Genomic DNA, 13571 nt, shown 5'->3' on the forward strand with positions numbered 1-13571 from the left:
TTATGTCAATTAATTCACATAAAAACACCCTATTCTCCAAATGAAAATAGGGTATTTTTAATTATTTTTAAATATCATCATCTCTTCTATGAATAGATTTTTCACTATCAAATCCTTCAGGGTATCTTTTTTTCAATTTATCAATATTCATTTTAAATATATCTTCCAATGAGTATCCTAAAGCAGTGGCTGTTTCAGCTAAGTACCAAGCAACATCACCAAGCTCCTTTGCCAAATGATCTTTGTCCAATTTATGATTATGGGCTATATGTTTTTTTACAATATCTATTGCCTCTCCTGATTCACCACAAAGTCCCATTACACCATTTATCAACATATCCTTTTCATTTAAATCTTTATTAATTGTTCTCTTTGCCAATTCTTGATATTCATTAATTTTCATATATTCCTCCTAAAATAAATACTACCCTTGAAGTCCATGGGCTTGCCTATCCATATTCTCAATTACAACATCATGAATATCTCCCTTTGAAGCGCAGTATTCAAGAACCTTCCATGGAGTGTTAGTATGAAAGTGAATTTTAATTAAGCTTTCATCACCAACAGCAAGTAAACAATCTCCTTTAATATTTTCTGTTATGTAATCATTTATTTCATCTTCACTAAGATTAGTTCCTTCAATTAATAATTGTGTATCAAATTTATACTCTAACATATTCATACTCCTTTTCTAGTTTATTATCTTATGTAATATATTTTTCTAATAATTATATTATACACTAGTAATATGGAGTTCTAAACATTTTACTGTTTAAAAAATAATGACCACCCTCAAAACCATGAAGGTGGTCATTCAAATTTCTAAATTACAAAATCTTTGATACTTATTTAATTGCTTTTGTCATAAACTTAGCCATGTATCTATTTATATAATCATCAATGTCGTCCTTATCACTATCAAATCCCCAGTTGTCTTCTAGTACTCTTATACTTCTATAAGTTAGTCCCACATCACCTTTTAATTTGAAATCTATTAAATCATAAAGCCAACATTCACGGGCATTTTCTTCCCAAAGATTATTTGACTTAATATACTTATCTAAAATTAATTTGTATCTTAATAAAGTGAAACGGTCTATAGTTATATTATTTATTCCTACATTAAATTTACTTCCCCTTGTCATATGATCCCCCCCTAAGATATATTTTCAATTAAATTATAGCATAGGTAAGTACATTTTAGGATTAATTGTCAGTATAAACAATTTTTCCTTCGCTAATTGTGTATTTAACTTTTCCAAATAGTTTTTCACCTATAAAAGGAGAGTTACTTGATTTAGAACCAAAATCTTTTACTACCCATTCTTCATCTGGGTTAAATATTAAAATATCTGCAATAGCTCCTTCTTTAATACATCCTCTGTCTAAATTATATAGTTTTGCAGGGTTTATAGTCATTTTTTCTAATAGGCCCATTAGGCTTAAATGTTTCTCTTTTACTAAAGATGTTATCCCTAGTGCTAAAGATGTCTCCAAACCTATGATACCACTTGGACATGCAGGAAACGCACGACTTTTTTCTTCTATAGTATGTGGTGCATGATCTGTTGCTATTATTTCTATTGTATTATCTTTTAATCCTTCAATTATTGTTTGCTTATCTTTCTGTGTTCTAAGTGGTGGATTCATCTTTGCCAATGACCCATGTTTTAGTACATCTTCTTCAGTTAAAGTAAAGTGGTGAGGCGCTGCCTCTGCATAAACTTTTGCTCCAAGTGATTTTGCAAATCTTACTGTTTCTACTGCTACACCTGAACTTATATGTTGAATACTTACTTTCGCTCCTGTTTCTAAAGCAATCATACAGTCTCTAGCTACCATAACATCTTCTGCACAAGTTTTGGCTCCACCTTTAAGACCTAATTTTTTAGCTATTTCACTGTCATTTACTCCAGCAGTCTCTATAAAATTAGAATCTTCCTCATGAAGGCTTATTGGCACATCAAGCTCCTTTGCCTTATTCATCGCTTCATATAAGATTTCTGTATCCATTATAGCTATACCATCATCACTAAATCCTACAGCTCCATTTCCTAATAGTTCTTCAAAGTTAGTTAATTCTTTTCCTCTAAAACTTTTTGTTATACTACCAACTTGAAGTACATTAATGCAAGCCTCTTTTGCTTTTTCATTTACATAATTTAGGGTTTCTACATTATCAACTACAGGTTTTGTGTTTGCCATACAAACAACAGTTGTAAATCCACCTCTTGCTGCAGATTTTGCTCCAGTTAATATATCTTCCTTATATGTGAAACCTGGATCTCTAAAGTGCACATGAACATCAATTAATCCTGGAGAAACTATATATCCTTTTGCATCTATTATTTTTTTAATTTTTTCATTAACTTCTATTTTGCCTATTTTTTTAATTTTCCCACCATCAATAGCTATATCTACTACTTCATCTTTTTTACTCAATGGATCAATTAATCTTCCATTTTTTATTAAAATCATAAATACCTCCTTTGCAATATCTATTTATATATAAATTATAAATATTGTACCATTTTTTATTAAAAAATAAAAAAAGAATTTTACCAATACATACATAAAATTCTTTCTTTTTAATATTATTCAGTTTTTACCATAATAGGTTCTAAAATGTAATTAAAAAAATATTCATTTTTTTAAGTTTATAATTTAATGAAATTTTTAGAATTTATATAAAATTTTGCTTTTTGAAATTTTTGTCGAAAAATAGGTTTACAAATTAATAATTATAATGTAAAATGTTTTTTATACGTAAGAGGAAATCTTTCATCAATTGAGGAAAGGCTTATCCTCAAAATTTAATTCCTTAAACTATTTCAGAGGAATAAGCAATAATTTTAGGAGGAAATCGATATGATTCAAATTTTAACAGGTACTGCTTTATTATTAGTAGTATTAGCACTATTTACTTTATTTAGTTACAAAGCACCACAAGGTATGAAAGCAATGGGTGGACTTGCAAACGCTGCAGTTGCATCATTCTTAGTTGAAGCTTTCCACTTCTCATTCTTTGGTGAAGTTTTAGGAATAAAATTCCTTGAAAACGTAGGAGCAGCAAACGGTTCATTAGGTGGTGTTGCAGCTGCAACTTTAGTACCATTAGCTCTTGGAGTTTCTCCAGTATATGCTGTAATGGTTGGTCTTACATGTTTAAACTTCAAGATATTACCAGGATTTATAGCTGGTTACCTAATATCATTTGTTATTAAGAAGTTAGAAGAAAAAGTTCCTGCTGGACTTGATTTAATCGTTATAATATTAGTTGCTGCACCACTTGCATTTGGTATCGGGCAATTCAGTAGTCCAATTGTAAACGGTGTTCTTGAAACTGTTGGTACAGTATTAACTCAAGCATCATCTGCATCTCCAATATTAATGGGTATAATACTTGGTGGTTTAATAACTGTTGTTGCTACTGCTCCACTTAGTTCAATGGCTTTAACAGCTATGATAGGATTAACTGGTGCTCCAATGGCAATAGGTGCATTATCAGTATTTGGTTCTTCTTTCATGAACTTTGTATTCTTCTCAAAAATGAAGTTTGGTTCTAAGAAAGATAATATATCAGTTGCTATAGAGCCATTAACTCAAGCTGACTTAATATCTGCTAACCCAATACCAGTATATGTTACTAACTTTATAGGTGGTGCAATGTCTGGTGTAATAATAGCTATGATGGGACTTGTAAACAACTCTCCTGGAACTGCTACTCCAATAGCTGGTTTCGCAGTAATGTTTGCTTATAACCCACCAATGCAAGTTTTAATAACTGCTGCTGGTTGTATTGCAGTATCAATAGCTGCTGGTTTCATAGGATATGCAATATTCAAAAACTACAAAATAACTACTGCTGATGTAGTTCGTGGAACTAACTCAGATGATATAGCTGCTTAATATATTTAAATAGCAAATTAAAAAGCCTAAAGGTTTAATATAAATTATTCCTTTAAGCTTTTTTTTTATTCAAATAATCAATTTCCATATTTTAATTTAGACCTTTTCCTTTCTTAATTATTTATTATAATTTATTTTTCAAATCATTATTTATCTTATAGAAATGCTACAGCAAGAACATGTGGTAGTTGACTTGTAAAGGCTATTATCTCATCATGAAATTTAGGAGTAGTTCTTTGAACATGCTTGAAACCCATTTCATAAGCTAGTTTTTCTATTAGTTTTAAATTTTTTTCTGCAAAATAAGTAGCCAGCCCTAAAATAAAAGTCCCAGAACATAAAATAAAAAATATGCTCCTCCTCACAATAAATAGTTGACAAACCAATTATCATAAGAAAAAGCATATTTAAATTTGTTACAATTTATTTATAGGAAATCTTATCCAAAATATCTTTCTAATAATCCTAAGAATGCTTTACCATGTCTAGCTTCATCTTTACACATTTCATGAACTGTATCATGTATAGCATCTAATCCTAATTCTTTAGCTCTCTTAGCTATTTTTAATTTTCCTTCAGTAGCTCCATACTCAGCATCAACTCTAACTCTTAAGTTTTCTTTAGTATCAGCAACTACTACTTCACCTAATAATTCAGCAAATTTAGCAGCATGTTCTGCTTCTTCAAAAGCTATTCTTTTGTAAGCTTCAGCAACTTCTGGATATCCTTCTCTATCAGCTTGTCTACTCATTGCTAAGTACATACCAACTTCTGTACATTCACCAGTGAAGTTAGCTCTAAGTCCTTCAACTATTTCTTCATCAACTCCTTGAGCTACACCTATTCTATGCTCATCAGCCCAATTCATTTTACCTTTCATTTCTTCGAACTTTTCAGCTCCTACTTTACATACTGGACATACTTCTGGTGCAGTTTCTCCTTCATGAATATATCCACATACAGTACATACAAATTTTTTCATAGTATTATACCCTCCCAATAAATATTATCTTTTCTATTTATAACTAATATATACCCCATGATTTTTTAACTAAACAAATTCTATAAAATTTCAAAAAAATATTTTTGATTTTGCCAAAATTAATCATGGTTATAGATAATGTTACCATTTTTTACAATTAAAAGCTACAATATAATTATTATTTTATTGTAAATCGTAGCCTAACATTAAAACTATTTTTTCAACCTCATCTTTATTTTCTTCATTTACCTTTTCTTCTAAATGAACACACCTATTTGGTTTAAAACTTCCATTTATTAATTTTGTAGAGAAGGCAAGGCATGTGGCAACCCCACATTTGCCACAATTTATTTTAGGCAAAAATTCATATACATCTATGGGGCTTGGAAGCCTTCTCATATCTTCATTTGGAGTAATTTTATCTATTTTATCAGCACAATCATTTATAATACTTTTTATGTAATCTAAAGTTTCAAAGGCATCAGTTTCATTTAATAATTTTGAAACAGCCACCTCTTCTTTGTACATAATAATTATTTTCGGTCCATGATTAAATGTCAGTGTTCCTGCCTTTTTATTATAAATTGTAGTTTTTAAATATGTATTTAAATAAGGAAATAAATCTTCAATATTTCGTGAAAAACTTCCTTTAATTCTTATTCTATTTGAATCTGTGGTGCAAGGTTGAATAAACTTTAAATCTAAATTTTCTATGTACATTTATTTTCTCCTTTTACAAATTATTTAATGCATAAGCTAATTTATCTATTTCTTCTTTTTCGTTAAAATATCCCATGCTAACTCTTACTGTTCCTCTTTCTTTTGTGCCAATTATCTCATGAGCGCAAGGAGCACAGTGAAGACCCGCTCTTACCATAATATTATATTTGTCTCCAAGTATATGAGCTACTTCTTCAGGTCTTTTATTTTTTATATTAAAAGATATGACCGGTGTGATTTTTTGCCAATCCTTAGGTCCATAAATTTCTATATCTTTAACCTTTGATAAAATATTTAAAGCATATTTAGTTAAACCTTTTTCCTTTTCATAAATATTTTCTACTTGTTCTTTTAATAAAAATTTAATAGCAGATCTTAAACCACAAATACCACTTACATTAAGAGTTCCAGTTTCCAATTTATTTGGGTAATAATCCACTTGATATTCATAAGCAGAGTCTCCACCAGTTCCTCCACTTTTTATAGGTTCTATATTATAACCACAGTTTATAACAATTCCGCCAGTACCCATAGGGCCTAGCAAGCTTTTGTGACCAGTAAATGTAAGTATATCTATATTATCTTTTTCAATATCTACTTTATAAGCTCCACAAAGTTGAGCACCATCTACCACAAAAGGAATTTTATTTTTTCTAGCAATTTCTCCAATTTCCTTAATAGGTTGTATGGTTCCAATAACATTTGAAGCTGCAGTGAATATAATAAGCTTGGTATTTTCTTTTATTAATTTTTCCACATCATTTGCTTTAGTTATGCCATTTTTATCACACTTTACTTTACTTATATCTATATTTTTTTCTTTTTCTAAGGTTTTCAAAGTTCTCCATACTGCATTATGTTCCAAGGAACTTGTTATTACATGATCATTTTCTTTTATCATCCCTCTAAGAACCATGTTTATGGACTCCGTTACATTTGATGTAAAAATAACATTTTTAGGACTTTTAAAATTAAATAATTCACCAATAAGTTTCCTACACTCGTATATTATAAAATCTGATTCCATTGCTTTTTTATATGCTCCTCTACCAGAACTTGTGCCATTATTAGTCATAAAATCATATACTGCCTCACTTACTTGTTTTGGCTTTGGAAAAGATGTTGCTGCATTATCTAAATATATTTCCACATTAATTCCTCCCAGATAAATTTCCATAATATTGCATCTTATATAAATGATAGCATAATTATAATAAGTAAATGTGCCATATAAACCTTAATTTTATTAATTTTTTATTTTTTTGTAATTATATAAAGTCAACAGTAGAATAATGTTTTTTTTTCTGATAAAATACTAGGGACATTAATTTTAGAGGGTGGTTATATAGATGAAAAATAAAGGTATATTTATAGCAATAGAAGGCCCTATCGGTGCAGGTAAAACTACGTTAGCAAATTTACTTAACGACTATCTAGGCTATACTCTGCTTAGAGAAATTGTAGAAGAAAATCCATTTTTATCGAAATTTTATACTGATATTAAGGAATATGCTTTACAAACAGAAGCATTTTTTTTATTCAATAGAGTAAAACAGCTTGAAGACGTTAATAAAAATATACTTAGCAAGTGCAAGGGAGTTGTAAGTGACTACCATATAGTAAAAAACCTTATTTTTGCAGGTATTACACTTGATAATAATCAGTTCCACCGATATAAACAAGTTTATAACATATTCGTAAATGATTTACCACAACCAGATATTATCATATATTTAAATTCAAATACAGATGTATTAATGAGAAGAATAGCAAGTAGAGATAGAAGTTTTGAAAGACAAATGGACAGAAATTATATCGATAATCTTCGTAATGAGTACCAATATTATTTCAATCCACTTTCTATTAAACATAACTTCACTGGTAAAGAACCTATTATCATAGAAATTGATAACTCTAATTTAGATTTCTTAAATAACGAGTCAGACAGAAAATATATTATAGATAAAGTTGAAAAAGCTATATCATCTTTAGGAGGAAATTCACAATGTTCAAATTAGAAAATAAAAGCGACAAATGCGCAAGCAGAGATTTATTTATAACTGTTGCAGGAAATGTGGGCGCAGGAAAATCCACATTAACAAAATTAGTAGGAGAAAAGCTGGGATTTGAAACTCATTTTGAAAAAGTTGACGGAAATCCTTATTTAGAAGATTTTTACAAAGACCAAGACAAATGGGGATTCCATTTACAACTTTACTTTTTAGCTCAAAGGTTTAAACAGCAAAAAGAAATACGTGCTAGCGGGCTTAATAATATACAAGACAGAAGTATATATGAAGACGTTGAAATATTTGCTAGAAACTTATTTGACAATGGCAAAATGACTAAAAGAGATTATATAACTTATAGAGATTTATTCAACGATATGGTTCCTCATCTTAGAACTCCAGACTTGATGATTTATCTTGATGGTTCAATAGACACTATAATAAATAGAATAAAATTAAGATCTCGTGATATGGAAAAAGATGTGGATGTGGCATACTGGACAAACCTTCATAATAGGTATGAAGATTGGATAAAAGAATACAATGATTCTCCAGTATTATATGTAAATATTAACAAAGTTGACTTAATAAACAAACCAGAGCATTTAGATATGTTATGCAACAAAATTAAAGAAACTTTAAATATATAACTTTTTATAAAAAAAGGGATTCACACTACACTGTGATTCCCTTTTTTATTTACTCCATCTGAGATTCCATCAAATTCTTTGTAGATTCTTCCACAGATTTTTTCTTAATAAAAGATAATTTAGTTTCTGCAACTATAATTGACACAAAAATTATTATGCACCCAACTACCATTCTACTAGTTAATACTTCGTGGAAAATTAAAACAGACATTATTGTACCAAATACGGCTTCTGTAGATAAAATTATAGCTGTTCTTGTTTGATCTACTTTTGATTGACACATTGTTTGTAGTAAGAATCCAATAGCAGTAGAGAATATTCCTAAATATAATGCTCCCATTAATCCTACTGGTGTCGCATTAAAATTAATTTCTCCTATTACAATTTGTAAAATTAAGGACAATAAAAAAGCTACTACAAACTGTGTAACTGTTAATACGTACGAATTATATTTTTTACTAAATTCTCCTGTAAAGAAAATGTGAAATGCAAAACCAATAGCACATATAAATGTTAAGAAATCTCCAAAATTAATGCTTAAATCAGCTTCTAAAGACAATACTGCTATTCCTACAAGTGCCATAAAACTACTTATAACGCCAATTTTATCAAGCTTCCTTTTGTATAAAATAAAACCTATAAATGGTACTATTACAACATTTACAGCTGTAATAAAAGCATTTTTTGAAACAGTAGTATATACAAGACCTAAAGTCTGTGTTGTAAATCCTACAAAGGAAAATAATCCAAGTAAAGCTCCTGCTATTAAAGATTCTTTTGATATATTCTCTTTGATTTTCTTATAAAATATTATTCCTAGCATTAAACTTGCAATGAAGAATCTAAGAGTTAAGGTTTGTACAGTACTAAGTCCACCATCTAAGGCTAACTTGGTTCCTATAAACCCACTTCCCCATATAATTGCTATTCCAAATAATCCTATTTCACCTAAATATTTTTTCATTTAATCCCTCCCTCTTAATGTCTACAATTCAATCATAATCTAGTTGGATTTATTTGTAAATCTATAATTAGTTTATTTTCTCAAATATACATATAATGAAAATATAAAATCCCATAATAAAAATACATTGAAGTAAAATCAATGTATTTTAATAATCTATATTTTTAATTATTTCTAAATTTTGTTTAAATATTTCCACAATTTTAGGGTCATACTTTGTACCACTTCCAAATAAAATTTTATTTATAGACTTTTGGATAGGGTTATTAACACCTACATGCATGCCACGTATCATCTCTAATACATAGTCATCACATACATGTATAATTCTAGAATAAATAGATATATTTTCCCCTCTTAATCCAAATGGGAATCCGCTACCATCCCAGTTTTCATGATGTGTTAGTATAGCTCTGGCAATTTTGTAATATTGTTGATTTAATTGCATTATTCTAAAACTTGCTTCCACATTACTACTTACTATTTTATTAAACTTATATTCGTTACTCATAATAAATATTTCTGATATATCTTCATCAGTCATTGAAATCATTCCAATATGATGATATCTGGCAACTAGTTCTAGGTCATACATTTCACTTTTAGATAATTTTAGTTCTTTTCCCATAATCTGAGCACATTTAAGCACATTTTTTGAATGTATTTTACACTCTATATTTTTATTTTCTAAAATATTAATAATATCGTCTAGTTTTTGTATAACTGAAGCTTCATTTTTCAAAATTAATTTTTGCTTATATATTTCTTTATCTGCTCTTTTTATTATATTTTCCATATTTTCATCAGTAGACTTCTTACATGCAACACCTAAAGATATACTACATGGTATTTTATTACTATCTATGCGTTTGCAATTTTCTATTATACGAAACTCTACTTTCCTTGCAATTTCTTCACTTGTATTGGGCATTAGTATGGCTATTTCATCTCCACCAATTCTAAAGATCAAATCGTCTTTTCTACATGACTTTTTTAAAACAGAGCATACATTATGAATAAGATTGTCTCCCTCTATATGTCCAAGGGTGTCATTTATAAGCTTTAAATCATTTATATCTCCTAGTATTAAGCTCAGCGGATAGTTTAACGGTGTATTAAGTTCTTTTATTTTTTTATTAAAATAATCTTTGTTTAGCAATCCTGTATCCCCATCTGTTATACTGAGCTTACTTAGTTCTTTTATTAAATTATTTTTCTCTGTTACATCTTCTGATATACCCGTTGTCCCTAGTAGCTCACCTTCATCATTAAAAAATGGATTTTTAGTAGTTTTTACACATTTTTCTCCAAGGTTATAATATCTGTGAACACTTTGTCTAGTTTCTATAACAATATCATCATCTTTTTTGTACATATCCGCTTCTTCTTTGCTTAATATATCATAATCCGTTTTATTCAAGATATCTTCTCTTTTTAGTCCAGCTTCTATTTCAAACTCTTTATTTACAAATACATATTTTCCGTCTAAATCTTTAAGCCACATGGAAAATGGAATTGTATCTATAAATTTAGTTGTTAAATGATGTTTTTCTTTATAATTTTCGTATTCATCACCCAGTCTTTTAACCATTTGTTCCTCCTGTATAAAATGATCTTATATTTATAATGTTATTTACGAAGATACAACTACACTATCCATGGAATGTATCTTTTGCACTGTTTTATAGATAAACTTAGAATTTGATTTTGCTAAGTCTATATGAGACTATTTATTTAGTAACAATTTTTTATCAATTTATTAATATTATCTACGAACTTATCTTTTCCCATGTACTTTGGAGAAATATTTATAAATAAACTTATATTTTTATTTACATACTTATCAAAATTATTTGCTTATTTTAATATAAAAAAGTGTGTATATTCTTAAAGAATAATACACACTTTTTTAATAATCTTATTTATTTATAGTTACATATAGATTAGACACATAAGCAAAACCTTTATTGTATACTATTTTATACCATCCCGTTTTTGCATCTGTTCCTATTGTTTCTACTTTTGTTCCACCACTTAAATACCCTACTTTTCCATAGCTTGATGATGGTCCACTTCTTACATTTACTCCTGATTTTGTTGTTCCTGTTTTTATTTCAGCTATATATAGTTTAGATGCATAAGCATATTCGTTATTATATTTAATTTTATACCAACCTGTTTTTGCATCTTTTTCTATTATATTTACTTTTGTTCCACTATTTAAGTAACCTAACTTTTTATAACTAGTTGATGGTCCACTTCTTACATTTACTCCTGATGTTGTTATCCCAGGTCTTGTTGATTCATTTTGAATAATTACATAAAGATTAGATACATATGCATATCCACTATTGTATTTTATTTTATACCAACCTGTTTTTGCATCTGTTCCTACTATTTCTACTTTTGTTCCACCATTTAAATAACCAACTTTTCCATAAATTGTTGATGGTCCACTTCTTACATTTACTCCTGATGTTGTTATTCCAGGTCTTGTTGATTCATTTTCAATAATTACATAAAGATTAGATACATATGCATATCCACTATTGTATTTTATTTTATACCAACCTGTCTTTGCATCTGTTTCTACTATTTCTACTTTTGTTCCACCATTTAAATAACCAACTTTTCCATAACTTGTTGATGGTCCACTTCTTACATTTACTCCTGATTTTGTTGTTCCTGTTTTTATTACGCTCAGCTCAGCATCAGTTTGTCCTTTTATTGATGAAGAATATTCTCCATATAAAGTTTTACTATCAACATTTTTATAAGCTCTTACTTTATAAGTATAAGATGTATTAGCTTTAAGGTTAGAATCTGTATATGAATTATTCGCATTTCCTGTAATTGTTTTTAATAATTTATATGAACTAGTGCTATTATCATATTTATAAACTTTATATCCATGTGAATTACTAACTTTTGTCCATGATAATGTTAAAGAGTTTGTAGTTTTAGATTTTATAACTAAGCCTGTAACTTTACTTGGAGTATTATTAACTATTTTAAACGAAGTTGTTATACTTCCAGTATAACCTCCAATACCAGTAATTTTTACAGTGGCAGTCCCAACAGAAGTATTATTAGAATAGCTTACCTGATAATCTTTACCAGATACCAACTCTTTTCCACTATAACTAACCTTTACACTTGGTTTTATTTCTTTTCCTGTATACTCTTGGTCACTTATTGAACTTACAGTTGCTTTAGACAAATCTATAGCTTTAGTAGGTTCAGGTAATAAGAAAGTATAATTCATATCAAAATATTTTGGACTTGTAGAAGTACCAATACCTTCTATTGTACCTTTATCAGTATATTGCCACATCATATATGGTCTTGGATATGTATTTGTTGATGAATACTGAGCTATCCATAGATAACTTGATGAAAGTAACTCATCTGAAAAATATCTACTTCCAAAATCATTATTAGTGTATAGCCCTCCCTTATATCCTTGGCCTTCAACATAATCTAAAAATGCATTAGACATACTTGTTGCTAAACTTTTTGTAACTGTTACACCTTGATTTAATGCATAATCAACACTGTCATACTCAAAATCAAAAAATACTGGATATGATATTTTATCTTTATAAGGTGCAATAGTTTCTATACATTTTTGTGCTTCTATTTTTGCTTTGGCGCTAGTTGTAGCATAACTAAACCAGTAAACTCCAACTTCAACACCTGCATTTATAGCTCCTTTGATATTTTCATGGAAATATGGGTCAACAGTAGAAGTACCGTAACCAGCTCTTATTATTGCATAATCTACACCACCTGCTTTTACTTTATTCCAATCAATTGAACCATTCCATTTACTTACATCAATTCCTAGTTGTGCCGGACTTAAAGTAATATAAGTACCTGACACATATCCATATGTATCTTTATAATATATTTTATACCAACTGCCACTTTTGTCTAAAACTTCCACATTAGTACCACTTGCTACTGTACCTATAACTCCATAAGAAGTTGATGGCCCACTTCTTACATTTAAATTACTTGTATTAACCACACCTTGTCCAATAAGGTTTGGTTTAGTAATTGGCGTTACCTGCAAATTAGGTAATGCTCTACTTGTAGTATAAAGGCTCATTTCATTTTGACGCCCCATATTATACTTTGGATTTTCTTTTGGATCTGGTTGATAAGAATTGTCATTAATAGCTACTTTGTTTGATGATAATTTCTCAGCAATTTGTACAGAACCTGTTTCTTGAGCATTTGCTATTATCATTATGTTTTGAGAAACTATTGTAAATGATAATGACAATGCTAGAAATGATTTTGTGTATTTTTTCATAACTTCCCCCCTTCAGCAA

Annotated in this window: 13 protein-coding genes; 3 read left to right on the forward strand and 10 right to left on the reverse strand. The window is 29.0% G+C overall.

The window, feature by feature from the left end; genetic code table 11:
• Positions 1-67: 67 nt before the first annotated feature.
• The 4 genes from K0040_RS07120 to K0040_RS07135 all read right to left on the reverse strand — a co-directional run bounded on the left by K0040_RS07120 (position 68) and on the right by K0040_RS07135 (position 2478).
• Positions 68-403 carry a nucleoside triphosphate pyrophosphohydrolase family protein gene (locus tag K0040_RS07120; protein ID WP_228108231.1) on the reverse strand — a complete coding sequence of 112 codons (336 nt, stop codon included), beginning with the start codon at positions 401-403 and terminating at the stop codon, positions 68-70.
• A gap of 21 nt (positions 404-424) precedes the next feature.
• The gene (locus tag K0040_RS07125; protein ID WP_074915853.1) at positions 425-676 is read right to left on the reverse strand and encodes a fatty acid kinase subunit FakA-related protein; all 252 of its coding nucleotides are present in this window, start codon (positions 674-676) and stop codon (positions 425-427) included.
• A 169-nt stretch (positions 677-845) separates the two neighbouring features.
• A complete protein-coding gene (locus K0040_RS07130) occupies positions 846-1145 on the reverse strand; it encodes a hypothetical protein (protein ID WP_228108232.1) in 300 nt (99 codons plus the stop codon).
• A 61-nt stretch (positions 1146-1206) separates the two neighbouring features.
• Entirely contained in the window at positions 1207-2478 is a 1272-nt protein-coding gene (locus K0040_RS07135; protein WP_228108233.1) for a dihydroorotase, read from the reverse strand.
• A gap of 390 nt (positions 2479-2868) precedes the next feature.
• Here K0040_RS07135 and K0040_RS07140 point away from each other — a divergent pair, with 390 nt between their 5' ends.
• Complete coding sequence (locus K0040_RS07140) at positions 2869-3909, forward strand: PTS sugar transporter subunit IIC (protein ID WP_265588825.1); 1041 nt, start codon at positions 2869-2871, stop codon at positions 3907-3909.
• A gap of 439 nt (positions 3910-4348) precedes the next feature.
• On the opposite strand, the gene K0040_RS07150 is transcribed toward K0040_RS07140, so the two are convergent.
• From K0040_RS07150 to K0040_RS07160, 3 genes are all read right to left on the reverse strand, one after another.
• Positions 4349-4891 (reverse strand): NADH peroxidase, encoded by a 543-nt coding sequence (locus tag K0040_RS07150; protein WP_228108234.1) that lies wholly within the window; start codon positions 4889-4891, stop codon positions 4349-4351.
• Between the two features lie 183 nt (positions 4892-5074).
• A complete protein-coding gene (locus K0040_RS07155) occupies positions 5075-5611 on the reverse strand; it encodes a (Fe-S)-binding protein (protein ID WP_228108235.1) in 537 nt (178 codons plus the stop codon).
• Between the two features lie 13 nt (positions 5612-5624).
• Positions 5625-6761 (reverse strand): aminotransferase class V-fold PLP-dependent enzyme, encoded by a 1137-nt coding sequence (locus tag K0040_RS07160; protein ID WP_228108236.1) that lies wholly within the window; start codon positions 6759-6761, stop codon positions 5625-5627.
• 199 nt (positions 6762-6960) lie between these two features.
• Here K0040_RS07160 and K0040_RS07165 point away from each other — a divergent pair, with 199 nt between their 5' ends.
• Positions 6961-7629, forward strand: a complete 669-nt coding sequence (locus K0040_RS07165) for a deoxynucleoside kinase (RefSeq protein ID WP_228108237.1) — start codon at positions 6961-6963, stop codon at positions 7627-7629.
• The gene (locus K0040_RS07170; RefSeq protein ID WP_228108238.1) at positions 7617-8270 is read left to right on the forward strand and encodes a deoxynucleoside kinase; all 654 of its coding nucleotides are present in this window, start codon (positions 7617-7619) and stop codon (positions 8268-8270) included. Before K0040_RS07165 ends, K0040_RS07170 begins: the two co-directional genes overlap by 13 nt.
• 49 nt (positions 8271-8319) lie before the next feature.
• Here the strand turns inward: K0040_RS07170 and K0040_RS07175 are convergent, their stop codons facing one another.
• From K0040_RS07175 to K0040_RS07185, 3 genes are all read right to left on the reverse strand, one after another.
• Positions 8320-9234 carry a DMT family transporter gene (locus tag K0040_RS07175; protein ID WP_228108239.1) on the reverse strand — a complete coding sequence of 305 codons (915 nt, stop codon included), beginning with the start codon at positions 9232-9234 and terminating at the stop codon, positions 8320-8322.
• A gap of 148 nt (positions 9235-9382) precedes the next feature.
• On the reverse strand, positions 9383-10825 hold the full coding sequence (locus K0040_RS07180; RefSeq protein WP_228108240.1) for a sensor domain-containing diguanylate cyclase/phosphohydrolase: 1443 nt from the start codon (positions 10823-10825) through the stop codon (positions 9383-9385).
• A gap of 327 nt (positions 10826-11152) precedes the next feature.
• Complete coding sequence (locus K0040_RS07185) at positions 11153-13552, reverse strand: SH3 domain-containing protein (protein ID WP_228108241.1); 2400 nt, start codon at positions 13550-13552, stop codon at positions 11153-11155.
• Between the last annotated feature and the right edge of the window lie 19 nt (positions 13553-13571).

Source organism: Terrisporobacter petrolearius (genome assembly GCF_020748185.1).
Classification (GTDB): domain Bacteria; phylum Bacillota; class Clostridia; order Peptostreptococcales; family Peptostreptococcaceae; genus Terrisporobacter; species Terrisporobacter petrolearius.